The organism is Prevotella melaninogenica, assembly GCF_013267595.1.
Classification (GTDB): Bacteria; Bacteroidota; Bacteroidia; order Bacteroidales; family Bacteroidaceae; genus Prevotella; species Prevotella melaninogenica_D.
The window spans coordinates 1,490,056-1,506,309 of sequence record NZ_CP054011.1 but is presented as its reverse complement, the minus strand read 5'-3'; the positions used below and the strand labels follow the sequence as shown (position 1 = coordinate 1,506,309).

Here is a 16,254-nt window from a genome sequence, read left to right as displayed (position 1 = left end):
TATTGTCCTTTGGTAAATAGGATTGTAAAGTTAGGGAAAGTTTTGCAAATATCCAAGAAACAGACATCACAAATTAAGTTATTATATGTCGATTTGGATTTTCTTTAAGCTCATTGGTGCATTAGCTTTGCTGATGTTCGGTATGAAGGCAATGAGTGAGGCACTGCAGAAAATGGCAGGTCCGCAGTTGCGCCACATCCTTGGTGCAATGACAACTAATCGTTTTACGGGTATTCTTACGGGTACATTCATCACAGCTGCCGTACAGTCGTCAACTGCAACTACTGTAATGACAGTCAGTTTTGTGAATGCTGGATTGCTAACATTGGTGCAAGCCATCTCTGTTATCATGGGAGCGAACATTGGAACGACGCTGACGGCATGGATTATGTCGGCTGGTTTCTCGTTTAACATTACTGATTTTGTATGGCCAGCATTCTTTATTGGTATCGTACTGATCTACTCTAAGAGACGTAAACTCATTGGTGACTTCCTCTTTGGTATCTCATTTATGTTCTTGGGATTGGGAACCCTACGTCAGACAGGTATCGATATGGACCTTGCGCACAATCAGGCTGTACTCGATTTCTTTAGTCATTTCGACCCACAAAGCTTCATCACAACTATCGTTTTCCTACTTATTGGTAGTGTGCTGACCATGTGTGTGCAGAGTTCTGCAGCCATTATGGCTATCACGATGATTCTTTGTTCAACGGGAGTATTGCCTATTTACCAGGGTATTGCACTCGTAATGGGTGAAAATATCGGTACGACAGTAACCTCAAACCTTGCTGCTTTGACTGCAAACACGCAGGCTCGCCGAGCTGCTATGGCTCACATGGTGTTCAATGTCTTTGGTGTTCTCTGGGTATTATGTGTTTTCCATCCTTTTATCAATATGGTATGCGATTGGGTGGGTTATGATGTAAATATGCCAAAGGGCGCGCCTGGTTTTGCGGCTAATGCTGCCAAACTAAGTTTTGTGCTTGCTGCTTTCCATACCACATTCAACCTTGCCAACACAGCTATCCTCGTTGGACCAATCAAGTATTTAGAGAAGCTTGTCTGCATTATTATCAAACCAAAGGCAAACAAGGACGAAGACGAGTTCCGTCTGCACTTTATTCAGGTTGGTATCATGAAGACTCCAGAACTTTCTGTGCTTGAGGCTTCAAAGGAGATAAAGTCGTTTGCTGAGCGTATTCAGCGTATGTTCGGTATGGTTCGTGAGCTACTTGGCGAGAAAGATACAGATAAATTCACCAAACTCTATAGTCGTATTGAGAAGTATGAAGGTATTTCTGATAATATGGAGATAGAGATTGCGAAGTATCTCGACCAAGTTTCTAATGCTCACCTGAGTGATGAAACCAAGGAGAAGGTGCGCTCTATGCTTCGTGAAATCTCTGAGTTGGAGAGTATCGGAGATGCTTGTTATAATATTGCTCGTACTTGCAGCCGTCTTGTCAATAGTAAGGAAGACTTCACACAGGAGCAGTATGACCACATGCACCAGATGTTTGAGTTGACAGACGATGCTCTGACACAGATGAATCGTATTCTTGTTGGTCACCGTCAGGACAACGATGTGAACCGTTCGTTCAATATTGAGACCGAGATTAACAACTACCGCAACCAGTTACGCTCGCAGAATATCAACGATGTGAACGACCATAAGTACACCTATGCAGTAGGAACAATGTACATGGACATCATTCAGGAGTGCGAGAAATTAGGCGACTATGTAGTCAATGTTGTTGAGGCTCGTATGGGTGTTCGACAGCAAGACGCATAAAATTTTGAGTATGATTAAACAAGATAAAGGCAGGGGCATCAATGTGTGTCCTTGCCTTTACTATATCATGACTTCCATCTCTTGAATGCTTATAGTATCACCACTTGACGGGTTCTAACATTCGGTTGCACTTTCATTAACCACATAGAGCAGTTCATTTAATCTTCAACACATTTGGTGTTCGCCATTCGCACAACATGTGTTCACCATCAACACAACATGTGCGGAGCGTCCGCACGATAACTATTAGGGACCGAAAGACCAGTTAAGGACATCATTGCCGATTTCGATAAGCCATTAACTCCTCACAACTCAAAGCATAGAGATAGGAACTCCATGTGTGTTCTTTGTTTCGTCAATGATAAAGATACTATGTAAACTTCCTATACAATTAATTGTTCCAAGGGTGTTGAGCATGAATTGTTGATAGCTTTTCATGTCACGCGCATAGACTTTAATAAGAAAATCGTAGTCGCCACTGGTGTTATAACACTCTGTTATTTCCTCAAGATTCTGCACAACGTTCATAAACTCTTGTATGAGTTCTTGAGAGTGTTGTTTCAGTCTGATATTACATAATACCATAATACCATTGCCAACCTTATGAGGATTCACAACCGCCATGTATCTTTCTATATAGCCATCACGCTCCAATCGCTTCTGTCGCTCAAACGTGGGTGAGGTTGAAAGGTGGAGTTTTGCAGCTAATTCTTTTACCGTAAGATCAGAATTGCGCTGTAGAATACGTAGTATTTTACGGTCGGTTTCATCTAAAGTCTCATTGTTGTTCATTTCGATATATTTTGTTTTTGCAGAATATTATTCTACTGTTTGTTTGAAATATGGGGTAAAGATAGTATATTTTTCTGAATTATACAGTAAATTTTGATAGTAAATGGTTTTGTTATATCTTTGCAATCGAACTCAAGAATAAAAACAATAAAGCAAATAATGATATGAAAAGGAATCTTGAAACTATATGTATTCATGGTGGCTGGCAACCTAAGAAAGGTGAACCTCAGCAGCTACCAATTTATCAGAGTACAACTTTTAGATATGAGACCAGTGAGCAGATGGCACGTTTGTTCGACTTGGAGGATAGCGGTTATTTCTATACTCGTTTGGCAAATCCTACCAATGATGCTGTAGCCAAGAAGATTGCAGCCCTTGAAGGTGGCGTTGGTGCTGTATTGACTTCTTCGGGTCAGGCTGCTAACTTCTATGCTATCATTAATATTTGTGGAGCAGGCGACCATTTAGTGACTTCTAACACAATCTATGGCGGAACGTATAATCTCTTTGGTGTAACACTGAAGAAGTTGGGCATTGAGTGTACCTTCATTGATCCTGAGTGGGATGATGAAAAGATTGTGGCAGCCTTTCAACCAAATACAAAATGTTTCTTTGGTGAGACGATTTCTAACCCAGGAGGTAAGGTGTTTGACATCGAACGCTTTGCAGGAATAGCTCATAAGCATGGTGTACCACTGATAGTTGACAATACATTTGCTACACCAATCAACTGTCGTCCTTTTGATTGGGGTTGTGATATCGTCACTCATTCTACGACAAAGTATATGGATGGACATGCCTCACAGGTTGGTGGTGTTGTTGTCGATTCTGGTAACTTTGATTGGGAAGCATATAGTGAGAAGTTCCAAGGATTGACAACTCCTGATGAGAGTTATCATGGACTTGTTTATACGAAGTCGTTTGGTAAATTGGCATATATAACGAAGCTCGTTACTCAGTTGATGAGAGACCTTGGAAGTATTCCTGCACCGCAGAATTCATATCTGCTTAATATTGGTCTTGAGACCTTGCATCTTCGTATGAGGCAGCATTGTGATAATGCACAGAAAGTAGCTGAGTGGTTGGAAAAGAATGAGAAGGTGGCATGGGTGAACTATTGTGGTCTTCCTTCCGATAAGTATTACGCGTTAGGACAGAAGTATCTTCCAAATGGTTCATGTGGTGTCATAGCCTTTGGTTTGAAAGGTTCACGAGAAGACGCCATCAAGTTTATGGATCGTCTTGATTTCGTTTCTATCGTAACGCATGTGGCTGATGCACGTACTTGTGTGCTGCATCCAGCGAGCCACACTCATCGTCAGTTGACAGATGAACAACTTCGTGAGGCTGGTATTGCACCTGACTTAATCCGCCTTTCAGTGGGTATTGAAAACGTAGAGGACATCATTGCCGATCTTGAGCAAGCATTGAAGTAATACACAATAAGGATATAAAAAAAGATGCTCAGTTATTGAGTGTCCTTTTTGATTTTATAATTTTATAAAACATCCTTCCCTGAAGTAGTTCAACCTATTTTCCCTCTTCGGTAATTACTCCCCTCTCCTTTCGGAGAGGGGTTGGGGGTGAGGCTGTTTTGGGGTGAGGCTTTTTTTACCTTAGCACCCTCATCACTTCTACTGACCTATCCAGCCATGCCTCCATTTGTTTATAATCCTTCTTCTCCCATACATCCTTGAAGTCGATAAACTCATGGGCAAGGCGACTTTCATAGGCGTTACGACGATAGCTGGTTAGCTTTCCTTGTTTCATCATCTCCACACTACCAAACTCGTTAGCTGGTGTTGGGATATGTATCCATCCCTTTTCTCCTTGTATGAGGATAAAAGATGGGCTACTGGAGTCCTTTGCAGCTGTACAGGTTGCCGTCATTGTAGGGTAGGAGAGTACCATTACACCTGAGGTATCAATACCATTGTGACCACGGTTGGCAAAATATTGTGTTGCGGTAGGTTGTCCGAAAAGACCGATGACAATATTGATATTGTAGACATTGAGGTCGTTCAGTGCACCACCTCCTAATTCAGGGTTGAATGCAGGGGCAATATCACCCTGTAAATAGCGTTCGAACTTACTTGAATATTGTGAGAAATTACACTGCACAAAGTGGATAGGACCTATCTTCTTTAGGCTATCTTTGACCATACGGAAGTTAGGTGTATGGAGTGGAGAGATAGCTTCAAAGAGGTAGAGCTTTCTTTCTCGTGCCATTGCTGCAATCTCTTCTGCTTCGGCAACCGTGAGAGTGAAAGGCTTTTCTACAATTACATTCCTACCAGCCTCTAATGCCATACGCGTAAATTCGTAATGGGCATTGTTGACTAAAGCGATATAAACGAAGTCAGCTTTGTCTTCTTTTAGCAATTGAGCATAGTCGGTATATATACGTCCAATATGATTCATCTTCGCAAGAAGTTCTGCTTTTTCCTCATTGCTATGTGAGAATATACTGGTGATTTCTATCCCTTTGACTTCTGTCTTGAGCAGTGAGATAACTTCTGTAGCTATCATCCCTGTCCCTACAATACTAATCTTCATCTTTTCTATAGCTTTTTAAGAGCATGTTCTATGGGCTTTTTTTCGGTGGGTGAAGTCTATAGAATGTGCTTCGTTACTTTCCTTATACAACAAAAGTAGGAAATGTTTTCCAAATAATAGGGGAAATGACTATTTTTGTTGTCTCTTAACAAGCATTAGTTGATATGAATAATAAAAATTTTTCATTCCTTTTAGCATCTCTTTTGTTTATTACTACTATGGCTGGATGCAAAGGTGAGAAGGCATCAGCTGCGGAGAAAGTGAGGGACTCTGTGACTTCTCCTTCTTTGATAGCTGACTCTGTTGTAAAAAAGAAAGACGTACCATTGGTGGTTGATTCTATTGGTAAGTCTTATAGTACAGAGAAGGTTGACGTTGATCTTGCTTATTCCTTCCCTGTGTCTGGTCCTCAACCGCTGGTCGATTCTCTCCGTGCTTACCTCTCGTCTGAGATGGTATGGGTTGGAGATAGCTATAGTGATGAGGACGTAGAGTCTAAACCTTATAGCAATTTTGCAGATGGTAAGGGAATGATAAACTACTATGCTAAGAATGCTTATAAGAGTATAAGCAAAACTTTAGATGAAATTGACGACCCAGAAGTGGATTGGAAGCCAGCAATTTCTATGTTTGTAATGAAGCTAAATGAAACGGATCGTTATGTTACGTACTATTCTACTTTTTACACATATTCGGGTGGTGCGCATGGAATGGCTTCAGAATATGGGGCTACTTTCGACAAGAAGACGGGTGTTATGCTGCGGAATGTATTGAATCCGAAGGATGTTAAATCACTTCAACCTATCCTTAGAGCTGGTGTTGAAAGTTATTTTAGGAGATGTGTTGAGGCTGATGGTGAAGGTAATGTTGAAAGTCGTGTTAAGACAGATATGGACGAACTCTTTATTGAAAATGGGATTATCCCATTACCGGGGAGTGGTGTTTATCTTTCTCCAGAGGGTGTGGTGTTTGTCTATGGATTCTATGAGATTGGTGCTTATGCTATCGGAATGCCTACCTTTACTGTTCCTTATAAGAAGATAGGAAAGTTCCTTTCGCCTGAGGCAAGACGCCTTGCAGGGATTAAGTAACTTCTGTAAGTTGGATTGAATTATATTTGGCTTTGAAGTTGAGAAATGACTTTTCATTAGCCCTTTTCACTGACTATTCTCTCTTTTGAAGGGAATGGTCAGTGTTTTTATTGGTGCATCAACCAAACAAATCCTTTTGCAATTCTGACTCCGTTGTCTTGGAAATGGTTGCCTTCATTCCATTCCATCTTACAATTGACACCTTTATCTTTGAATATTTGTTCTTGGCGAAGGATGTCTTTATTGATAGTTGACATCAATTTTGTTTTTGTTTTCTCTTCTTTGTCGCCAAGGCTTAGATATGCATGTTCTACTTGTGGCTGGTGAGAGTTGGCATAGTCTAACCAACCTGTATACCATGCAGAGGGGGATGCTGAGACAATTCCACGGAAAGGAACATTCTGTTGGTAACCTGCCCAAAGGCTAAAAAGGCCTGCTAATGAATATCCTCCTAAGATGGTATTGCTTTTATTGAGTTCTAAAGAAAATTGTGTCTTTAAGGTTGGGATAAGTTGTTCTATTATATATAATAAGGTGGAATGAGCGCCATCACCAAAGGGAACCTTTCCAAATACAGGGGGAGCAGGCCAAGGGGTTAGCTCGGCATTCCATTTATTTATGCGAATGGCAATATGAATGAAAGATGCCTGTGAGTTGTCTTCTATGTAGGTGATTTGTCGCTCCAACTCCGCTGTATCATTACTATCAACAGGCTGAATAATGAAAAACTTTGCGTTTTCTTCGCTATGTAGGATGCAAGTGTGCTCTCCAATCTCAACAATCTCCTTTTTATGTCTCATACTTTTTTAATCTTATTTTAGGGTACAAAAATAATCAATTTTAAACAAATCAGTTGATTTGGATCAATTTTAAATAAAAAAAGTTCATTTCTTGAAAAATAATCTTCAAAACATTTGGTGGTAACGGAAATTCTGTATACCTTTGCACTCGATTTACAAAACAAGCCACCTGGCAAGTTACTTAAAGCATTTAAGAAAGAGTTCTTTGAAAAGATTTACATAAACAGAGAAGTAGTACAAGAAGCGTCTGTTTGGTTTTATATCAAATGGATGGGTAAAAGAAATGAACCGATCAATTCGTTGTTCCTACTTTTGAGACATCGTCTCAAAACAATTAAGGAACAAAAGAAAAGGTGCTTTTTACTTGATACTTTTAGGATAAGCGTTCTGAAACAGAGGTTACTCGGTGGAGTGCTTGGGAAATATTGGTATCCATTATCATTTATCACCCATCACTTATCACCAACACATATTTTACAATGGAGAGTTTGATCCTGGCTCAGGATGAACGCTAGCTACAGGCTTAACACATGCAAGTCGAGGGGAAACGGCATTGAGTGCTTGCACTCTTTGGACGTCGACCGGCGCACGGGTGAGTAACGCGTATCCAACCTTCCCATTACTGTGGGATAACCTGCCGAAAGGCAGACTAATACCGCATAGTCTTCGATGACGGCATCAGATTTGAAGTAAAGATTTATCGGTAATGGATGGGGATGCGTCTGATTAGCTTGTTGGCGGGGTAACGGCCCACCAAGGCAACGATCAGTAGGGGTTCTGAGAGGAAGGTCCCCCACATTGGAACTGAGACACGGTCCAAACTCCTACGGGAGGCAGCAGTGAGGAATATTGGTCAATGGACGTAAGTCTGAACCAGCCAAGTAGCGTGCAGGATGACGGCCCTATGGGTTGTAAACTGCTTTTGTATGGGGATAAAGTTAGGGACGTGTCCCTATTTGCAGGTACCATACGAATAAGGACCGGCTAATTCCGTGCCAGCAGCCGCGGTAATACGGAAGGTCCAGGCGTTATCCGGATTTATTGGGTTTAAAGGGAGCGTAGGCTGGATATTAAGTGTGTTGTGAAATGTAGACGCTCAACGTCTGACTTGCAGCGCATACTGGTTTCCTTGAGTACGCACAACGTTGGCGGAATTCGTCGTGTAGCGGTGAAATGCTTAGATATGACGAAGAACTCCGATTGCGAAGGCAGCTGACGGGAGCGCAACTGACGCTTAAGCTCGAAGGTGCGGGTATCAAACAGGATTAGATACCCTGGTAGTCCGCACAGTAAACGATGGATGCCCGCTGTTGGTACCTGGTATCAGCGGCTAAGCGAAAGCATTAAGCATCCCACCTGGGGAGTACGCCGGCAACGGTGAAACTCAAAGGAATTGACGGGGGCCCGCACAAGCGGAGGAACATGTGGTTTAATTCGATGATACGCGAGGAACCTTACCCGGGCTTGAATTGCAGAGGAAGGATTTAGAGATAATGACGCCCTTCGGGGTCTCTGTGAAGGTGCTGCATGGTTGTCGTCAGCTCGTGCCGTGAGGTGTCGGCTTAAGTGCCATAACGAGCGCAACCCCTCTCTTCAGTTGCCATCAGGTTATGCTGGGCACTCTGGAGACACTGCCACCGTAAGGTGTGAGGAAGGTGGGGATGACGTCAAATCAGCACGGCCCTTACGTCCGGGGCTACACACGTGTTACAATGGCCGGTACAGAGGGATGGTGTAATGCAAATTGCATCAAATCTTGAAAGCCGGTCCCAGTTCGGACTGGGGTCTGCAACCCGACCCCACGAAGCTGGATTCGCTAGTAATCGCGCATCAGCCATGGCGCGGTGAATACGTTCCCGGGCCTTGTACACACCGCCCGTCAAGCCATGAAAGCCGGGGGTGCCTGAAGTCCGTGACCGCAAGGATCGGCCTAGGGCAAAACTGGTGATTGGGGCTAAGTCGTAACAAGGTAGCCGTACCGGAAGGTGCGGCTGGAACACCTCCTTTCTGGAGAGTTCGCTTATTCGTTGATTTAGTTGATAAGTATTTAAGTATACAAGTCAACAAGTTAACGGTAATCAAGCAAATAAAAGAACCTTTGGTTCATTTTTCTTCTTGTACTCACTGACACTGTTTTAAGAATAAGAGAAAGGAAGTCTGGCATGAGAAGCCGCAGTGCTTTCTTCCAACTCAGTCCTATAGCTCAGTTGGTTAGAGCGCCACACTGATAATGTGGAGGTCGGCAGTTCAAGTCTGCCTGGGACTACACATTGGCGCTAAGCCATGTGTGACAGACTTAAAGTGCTTTGATACTTTCTCTATCCCTTGGGGGGATTAGCTCAGTTGGCTAGAGCACCTGCTTTGCACGCAGGGGGTCAACGGTTCGAATCCGTTATTCTCCACTTCGCTGTTCTATGCTTCTGAGGCATTGCCTCAGAACACACAGAACAACAGCACAAGATCTTTGACATATTGACACAAGCAAGACTGTAATGTAGAACTATTCTTTCTTTAAAAAGGAAGAATTAGTATTCTAATTATTGAAGAAACAACTTCAAATTCTTTAGAATCACACAACAGCTGAAAGTATGAGCTACATTCTCTGTAAGCAATTACATAGAAGGCGAAGAAAGTAAGAAAGGGCGCATGGCGGATGCCTTGGCTCACGGAGGCGATGAAGGACGTGATAAGCTGCGATAAGCCTTGGGTAGGTGCAAATAACCTTTGATCCAAGGATTTCCGAATGGGACAACCCAACAGGTTGAAGACCTGTTATCACTACAGACGTAGTGAGGCGAACGAAGGGAACTGAAACATCTTAGTACCTTTAGGAAGAGAAAATAAATAATGATTCCCCTAGTAGTGGCGAGCGAACGGGGAGGAGCCTAAACCTGCTTTGTGGCAACGCTTAGCAGGGGTTGTAGGACCACGCTGTCGTACTTAGATTGTGAGAAGAATGTTCTGGAAAGAACAATCATAGAGGGTGATAATCCCGTATTCGAAGCATGACGAGACGTAGTGGTATCCTGAGTAACGCGGAACACGTGAAATTCTGCGCGAATCCGCCGGGACCATCCGGTAAGGCTAAATACTCCCGTGAGACCGATAGTGAACGAGTACTGTGAAGGAAAGGTGAAAAGCACTCCGATGAGGAGAGTGAAATAGTTCCTGAAACCATGCGCCTACAAGCGGTCGGAGCCGCGTAAGCGGTGACGGCGTGCCTTTTGCATAATGAACCTACGAGTTACCATGTCTGGCAAGGATAAGCGTCATGAGACGCGCATCCGCAGTGAAAGCGAGCCTGAAAAGGGCGTCGAGTCAGATGGGGTAGACGCGAAACCAAGTGATCTACACTTGCCCAGGTTGAAGTCCGGGTAACACCGGATGGAGGACCGCACGGATAAGCGTTGAAAAGCTTCCCGATGAGGTGAGTGTAGGAGTGAAAGGCCAATCAAACTTGGAGATAGCTCGTACTCCCCGAAAGGCATTTAGGTGCCGCGTGCGACGATCTCCATAAGAGGTAGAGCGACCGATAGGTCAAGAGGGCTTCACCGCCTATCGAGACCTGACGAACTCCGAATGCTTATGGACTGCAGTCGTGCAGTAAGGGGCGGGTGCTAAGGTCCGTCCCCGAGAGGAGAAGAATCCAGACCGCCGTCTAAGGTCCCGAAATTCTGTCTAAGTTAGTCTAACGAAGTCTGGTCCCCGTGACAGCTAGGATGTTGGCTTGGAAGCAGCCATTCATTCAAAGAGTGCGTAACAGCTCACTAGTCGAGGGTCCGGGCATGGATAATAATCGGGTATAAGTCAGATACCGAAGGCGCGGGATAGTAATGTATATTAAAAGTATCGGTAGGGGAGCATTCCATTGGCGTTGAATGGTGAGGGTAACCGATCCTGGAGTTTATGGAAAAGCAAATGTAGGTATAAGTAACGATAAAAAGGGTGAGATTCCCTTTCGCCGAAAGACCGAGGTTTCCCGGGCGATGCCAATCAGCCCGGGGTTAGTCGGGTCCTAAGTCTCAGCCGAACGGCGAAGGCGATGGCAGATGCGGTTAATATTCCGCAACTCGCATATACAGTGATGTGGAGACGGAGCAGTGACACTGCCGCGCCCTGACGGAATAGGGCGTTTAAGTGCGTAGGCTATGAGGGAGGCAGGCAAATCCACCTTCCGAGTTGAACCATGAAAGTACAGGTAATCCTTCGGGATAACTTGAGTGCAGGTAATCATACTTCCGAGAAAATCCGCTAAACTTAATGTATGTGCGACCCGTACCGCAAACGGACACACGTGGTCGGGTAGAATATACTAAGGCGTTGAGAGATTCATGGTTAAGGAACTAGGCAAATTGACCCCGTAACTTCGGGATAAGGGGTCCTCATAGCAATATGAGGCGCAGAGAATCGGTCCAGGCAACTGTTTAACAAAAACACAGGGCTGTGCAAACTCGAAAGATGAGGTATACAGCCTGACACCTGCCCGGTGCCGGAAGGTTAAGAGGAGATGTCACCAGCAATGGGAAGCATTGAATTGAAGCCCCGGTAAACGGCGGCCGTAACTATAACGGTCCTAAGGTAGCGAAATTCCTTGTCGGGTAAGTTCCGACCTGCACGAATGGTGTAATGATCTGGACGCTGTCTCAACCATGAGCTCAGTGAAATTGTAGTATCGGTGAAGATGCCGATTACCCGCGATGGGACGAAAAGACCCCGTGAACCTTTACTACAGCTTAGCATTGACCTTGGTCATCCGATGTGTAGGATAGGCCGGAGGCTTTGAATCGGGTGCGCCAGCATTCGTGGAGCCATCCTTGAAATACGGCCCTTTGGCTGTCTGAGGTCTAACGCGCCTGAGGTGCGGACACTGCTTGGTGGGTAGTTTGACTGGGGTGGTCGCCTCCAAAAGCGTAACGGAGGCTTCCAAAGGTGCCCTCGGGCCGATTGGTAACCGGCCTTATAGAGTGCAATGGCATAAGGGCGCTTGACTGGGAGGCAGACATGCCGAGCAGGCAGGAAACTGGGGCATAGTGATCCGGCGGACGTGTATGGAAACTCCGTCGCTCAAAGGATAAAAGGTACTCCGGGGATAACAGGCTGATCCCCCCCAAGAGCTCATATCGACGGGGTGGTTTGGCACCTCGATGTCGGCTCGTCACATCCTGGGGCTGGAGAAGGTCCCAAGGGTTGGGCTGTTCGCCCATTAAAGTGGCACGCGAGCTGGGTTCAGAACGTCGTGAGACAGTTCGGTCTCTATCTATCGTGGGCGTTGGAGTTTTGCGTGGTGCTGACACTAGTACGAGAGGACCGTGTTGGACAGACCTCCGGTTTACCAGTTGTGCCGCCAGGTGCACCGCTGGGTATCTGAGTCTGGATTGGATAAGCGCTGAAAGCATCTAAGTGCGAAGCCAGCCGCAAGATGAGAACTCCTCATAAGGGTCGTCATAGACGATGACGTTGATAGGGTGTAGGTGTAAAGACGGTGACGTCAAAGCCGAGCACTACTAATTGCCCGAAACTTTCTTCGGGTCTCCCGCCTCCAGAGTCTGGAGTGCGGGGACCGGTGACTCAGACTTTGAGCTGTGTATTCTTCTTGAAGGAGAAAAGTTCTATCATGTTTTGCTTGTGGAAATACGTCACCTTATACGGCTGACAACTATCAGTAGAGAAATTAAATCTTGTCTACTTGAGAACGAAAACTTAAGAGATATACGCAAAGTATATGTAACTTTAAGTAAAGTCATCCGAAAGAAATATCAGGTGGTTATTGCGGCGGGGTCCCACCTCTTCCCATTCCGAACAGAGAAGTTAAGCCCGTTTGCGCCGATGGTACTGCAATGCAATGCGGGAGAGTAGGTGGCCGCCTCCTTTTACGAGAGCCTTGAAGAGAAATCTTCAAGGCTCTTTTTGTTGTTGGGTGATGGGTGTTGGATGTTAGGTATTGATGAAGTGTTGGTAGGACTGAAGCTGCAATATTATATTGGGCTAATAAGGCTTATAGGGCGGATAGGGCTAATTAGGCTAATAGGGCTTATTACCCTAATAGGTAAATAGGGCTAATTGGGTATTATTGGTGTCCGATAAAACTTTTTTTGCGTTCATATCTTTTTAATTCAGAATAATAAAAAAAACGGGCTGATTGTTTTGCACATTCAGCCCTTCTTATTTCCTTTGTAGTTGTCAAAATAAAACAATGAAATAAGATGAACAAAAGTACACATTTTATCGGACAGCCACTATATGTTCAACTGTTAAACTATTTTAATCGTGATAAAATTCTCTCTCTGAGCCAAGCTCAGGGAGGTGAACACTATATAAAGAAGTTTGATGCATGGCATCATCTTGTCGTCATGCTTTATGCAGTAATGATGCGTTTAGACTCTCTGCGTGAGATAAAGGCCTCTCTCTTTGCTAATGTTAATCGCTTTAATCATCTTGGTTTAAAGCATTTTCCTTGTCGAAGTACCTTGTCAGATGCAAACAAACGCCGAGATTCCGAGATATTCGGTTCGATCTATATGAACTTATATGAGAAATATCGCCATGAACTTTACTCGGACAGCCGAAATTGTGGACAGCCCAAATGGCTGAAGAATCTAAAGATAATAGATTCTACGACAATCAGTCTGTTTTCTAACCTGGTCTTTAAAGGAGTAGGACGTAATCCCAAAACTGGTAAGAAGAAGGGTGGAATAAAAGTACATACAGAGATATTTGCCAATGAGAATGTTCCAAGCGATATCAAGTTCACATCTGCAGCTAGTCATGATCAATTTGCACTTATCCCAGAACGATACGCCAATGAGGAACTGATTGCTTTTGACAGAGCCTATATAAACTATGAAAAGTTCTCTGAACTGACTCAAAGAGGCGTTATATATGTAACTAAGATGAAAAATAATCTTAGCTTTGAAAGGATTGCTGATACGGATTACCAGATGACTACAGATTATGGAGTTGTACGCGTAGAAACCATTCTCTTCCATAAGCATACAAAGGAAAAGATATTTACCATAAAGCAAGAAAAATCACATATCAGGATAAGACCAAGAAAGGGAAAATCAGATTCATATCACTGCTGACCAATGATTTTCAGATGTCGGCAGAAGATATTATAGCTATCTATAAGAGACGATGGCAAATAGAAACCTTATTTAAACAAATAAAACAGAATTTCCCGCTAAGATACTTCTATGGAGAGAGTGCGAATGCTATAAAAATACAAATATGGATTACGCTTATAGCCAATCTGCTTATAACCCTAGTGAAGAACAAAATAAAGAGACCTTGGAGCTTCTCAGGCTTGGCAACAATGATAAGAATTTTACTTATGAGTTATGTCGCAATACAAAGTTTCTTTGAGCAGCCACATAGAGACTGGGATAGATTGATTACCCAAGTAAAAGCCCCACCAGAAGAGTTGTCATTATTCTAGGGGGCTTGGAATTTGAAATTAGAACTAATCATGCCTATTTCAGCAGGATTGAGAGAGGATATTGCAGTATATGGAGGTTTTATCGGACAGCAATAATTGGGTATATAAGGCAAATATGACTTAAAAGTGGTATTTAGTCGCTTGAATTTAGTGGGGTAATTATTTTATTTAATTTGTTATTTGCTGTCACTACCGTCATCCATATTTGCTTCTTAATTTGTTTGGTAATAGATAATTTTACGAAGTATTAAAAATGGAAGCAAGTAAAAGTAAAACTAAAATTAGTTGTTAACTGGCTCTTTTATTACATTTCAAATTTATTTTTGAGCAGTAAAAAGGTGTTTTTATTGATTAAAGCTCTTATGATAATATTTTATGTGTTTAAGCGTTATAGTTTTTAGGTTATTATAATTTGTTTTTTATTTATTGATTTAGGATGGAAGGAAAGAATATATTAGAGAATGAGTTGAATTATGATGCTCATAAGACTTTAGGGCAACAAGATGGAGAGATTGTATTGAATGACTCTTACTCTCTTATTGATGATAGAGATTCTCTTGATAAGGGTGGTGATGCTAATCGTAAAGAAGAAGTTCGCCGACAAAGAAGGGAGAAAGAAATTCGAAATTTAAAAGCATCAAAGGCTTATAAGTTTATTAGTACAGTAACAACTTTAGCCGATAAATATTTCTTAGATGCACTCTTAGGTTTAGTACCATCAGTAGGAGATCTTGTTTCATCTATTTTTGGTTTGCCGTTTATATACGTTACTTTGTTTAAAGTCAAGTCAATTCCGCTTACATTGGCTGTTATCTATAACTATTTAGTAGATATATTGTTGGGAAGTATTCCTTTTTTTATTGGTGATGCTATAGATTTTTTTAGCAAAGCACACGTAAAGAACTTAGATTTAATTACACGCTATGTAGAAGGAGATAAGAAAACAATATGTCAGGTGAGGTCGAAAGCATTGCTAACAACTTTTCTTATTATCATTCTTAGTGTAATTATTTATTTTGTCTTTAGGTTATTGATAGGCGTTACGGAATGGACGTGGACTTTACTAATTGACATGTTTAAGTGGTTGATAGGACTATTCTAACTAATTAAAATAGTTTATAAGGATAACATTTGGAAATCAAATATAAAAGAAGACCCTACTAATGAGCACCAATTTGTCATTAGTAGGGTCTACTTGTATAGTCCTGAGAACCGTGATTATTTACAATAGAAGATTAAATCCTTAGGAATCTTCACCCATTTATTATTAACCACAATCTTCATCGTGCTACCATCAAGTTTTGTTAGCGTGTAGGTACCATTTGAATTATGCTTTAGTTCGGCTTTGAGATCTTCACTACCATAGTCATTGATGATGGTTAAGATAGCCTTTCTCCCTTTTATGGTAGCATCAGAGATAATCCACTTACGAGTATCACGTACTGCACCAAAGTAGCCTGGAACCTCTCCGAATATCTCTTGTCGTGGTACGGTAATATTGTTATGATAGAAATCAATATCCATCCACACTTGAAATTCATCATTCACAAGATGCGCTTTAAAGATAGAGTCATTTTTCTGTGCTATCTTTCCTGTTTTTGAAGAAGAAGTTTCTGTCTTTGTAGTGGATAAGTTACTTTGAGCTGATATGTTGGTTGAGAAAGCCAACATAGCCATTATTGTCAGTACAATCTTTTGTTTCATGTCTATGAATGTTGGTTAGTTGCAAAGTTAATGATTTTAATTAATTAATACTATGAATTCTTTAAAAATGTACGGATTAAA

8 protein-coding genes, 2 tRNA genes, 3 rRNA genes and 1 pseudogene are annotated in these 16,254 nt (G+C 42.5%); 10 read left to right on the top strand and 4 right to left on the bottom strand.

Features of this window, described 5'->3' with window-relative positions; all coding sequences use genetic code 11:
* Window positions 1-85 precede the first annotated feature (85 nt).
* On the top strand, window positions 86-1,795 hold the full coding sequence (locus FIU21_RS11505) for a Na/Pi cotransporter family protein (protein ID WP_004359095.1): 1,710 nt from the start codon (window positions 86-88) through the stop codon (window positions 1,793-1,795).
* Window positions 1,796-2,107: 312 nt separating this feature from the next.
* On the opposite strand, the gene FIU21_RS11500 is transcribed toward FIU21_RS11505, so the two are convergent.
* Window positions 2,108-2,587 (bottom strand): Lrp/AsnC family transcriptional regulator, encoded by a 480-nt coding sequence (locus FIU21_RS11500; protein ID WP_004359096.1) that lies wholly within the window; start codon window positions 2,585-2,587, stop codon window positions 2,108-2,110.
* Window positions 2,588-2,751: 164 nt separating this feature from the next.
* On the opposite strand from FIU21_RS11500, the gene FIU21_RS11495 reads away from it, so the two are divergent.
* On the top strand, window positions 2,752-4,023 hold the full coding sequence (locus FIU21_RS11495; protein ID WP_004359097.1) for an O-acetylhomoserine aminocarboxypropyltransferase/cysteine synthase family protein: 1,272 nt from the start codon (window positions 2,752-2,754) through the stop codon (window positions 4,021-4,023).
* Between the two features lie 175 nt (window positions 4,024-4,198).
* Here FIU21_RS11495 and FIU21_RS11490 read toward each other — a convergent pair whose 3' ends face one another.
* Window positions 4,199-5,143, bottom strand: coding sequence for a Gfo/Idh/MocA family protein (locus FIU21_RS11490; RefSeq protein ID WP_004359098.1), 945 nt, complete (start codon window positions 5,141-5,143; stop codon window positions 4,199-4,201).
* 164 nt (window positions 5,144-5,307) lie between these two features.
* Between FIU21_RS11490 and FIU21_RS11485 the strand changes: the two genes are divergently transcribed.
* On the top strand, window positions 5,308-6,234 hold the full coding sequence (locus FIU21_RS11485) for a DUF3298 and DUF4163 domain-containing protein (RefSeq protein WP_036885759.1): 927 nt from the start codon (window positions 5,308-5,310) through the stop codon (window positions 6,232-6,234).
* Between the two features lie 107 nt (window positions 6,235-6,341).
* Here FIU21_RS11485 and FIU21_RS11480 read toward each other — a convergent pair whose 3' ends face one another.
* On the bottom strand, window positions 6,342-7,034 hold the full coding sequence (locus FIU21_RS11480; protein WP_004359100.1) for an alpha/beta hydrolase: 693 nt from the start codon (window positions 7,032-7,034) through the stop codon (window positions 6,342-6,344).
* Between the two features lie 476 nt (window positions 7,035-7,510).
* On the opposite strand from FIU21_RS11480, the gene FIU21_RS11475 reads away from it, so the two are divergent.
* The 7 genes and pseudogenes from FIU21_RS11475 to FIU21_RS11445 all read left to right on the top strand — a co-directional run bounded on the left by FIU21_RS11475 (window position 7,511) and on the right by FIU21_RS11445 (window position 15,571).
* Window positions 7,511-9,041: ribosomal RNA gene (locus tag FIU21_RS11475) — 16S ribosomal RNA — on the top strand.
* Window positions 9,042-9,226: 185 nt separating this feature from the next.
* Window positions 9,227-9,300 (top strand) — tRNA-Ile (locus tag FIU21_RS11470).
* Window positions 9,301-9,362: 62 nt separating this feature from the next.
* A tRNA-Ala gene (locus FIU21_RS11465) sits at window positions 9,363-9,436 on the top strand.
* Between the two features lie 224 nt (window positions 9,437-9,660).
* Window positions 9,661-12,561: ribosomal RNA gene (locus FIU21_RS11460) — 23S ribosomal RNA — on the top strand.
* A gap of 229 nt (window positions 12,562-12,790) precedes the next feature.
* Window positions 12,791-12,903, top strand: a 5S ribosomal RNA gene (gene rrf / locus FIU21_RS11455).
* The 16S, 23S and 5S rRNA genes sit together here with 2 tRNA genes alongside, the layout of an rRNA operon.
* Window positions 12,904-13,237: 334 nt before the next feature.
* Window positions 13,238-14,469, top strand: a pseudogene (locus FIU21_RS11450) (IS4 family transposase).
* Window positions 14,470-14,905: 436 nt separating this feature from the next.
* Entirely contained in the window at window positions 14,906-15,571 is a 666-nt protein-coding gene (locus tag FIU21_RS11445) for a DUF4112 domain-containing protein (RefSeq protein ID WP_155812520.1), read from the top strand.
* A 116-nt stretch (window positions 15,572-15,687) separates the two neighbouring features.
* Here FIU21_RS11445 and FIU21_RS11440 read toward each other — a convergent pair whose 3' ends face one another.
* Entirely contained in the window at window positions 15,688-16,173 is a 486-nt protein-coding gene (locus tag FIU21_RS11440; protein WP_004361074.1) for a hypothetical protein, read from the bottom strand.
* Window positions 16,174-16,254: the final 81 nt, after the last annotated feature.

Bases quoted from the DNA above. Each gene is read 5' to 3' on its own strand.
- FIU21_RS11505 (WP_004359095.1), top strand. From the start codon at position 86: ATGTCGATTTGGATTTTCTTTAAGCTCATTGGTGCATTAGCTTTGCTG.
- FIU21_RS11500 (WP_004359096.1), bottom strand. From the start codon at position 2,587: ATGAACAACAATGAGACTTTAGATGAAACCGACCGTAAAATACTACGT.
- FIU21_RS11495 (WP_004359097.1), top strand. From the start codon at position 2,752: ATGAAAAGGAATCTTGAAACTATATGTATTCATGGTGGCTGGCAACCT.
- FIU21_RS11490 (WP_004359098.1), bottom strand. From the start codon at position 5,143: ATGAAGATTAGTATTGTAGGGACAGGGATGATAGCTACAGAAGTTATC.
- FIU21_RS11485 (WP_036885759.1), top strand. From the start codon at position 5,308: ATGAATAATAAAAATTTTTCATTCCTTTTAGCATCTCTTTTGTTTATT.
- FIU21_RS11480 (WP_004359100.1), bottom strand. From the start codon at position 7,034: ATGAGACATAAAAAGGAGATTGTTGAGATTGGAGAGCACACTTGCATC.
- FIU21_RS11445 (WP_155812520.1), top strand. From the start codon at position 14,906: ATGGAAGGAAAGAATATATTAGAGAATGAGTTGAATTATGATGCTCAT.
- FIU21_RS11440 (WP_004361074.1), bottom strand. From the start codon at position 16,173: ATGAAACAAAAGATTGTACTGACAATAATGGCTATGTTGGCTTTCTCA.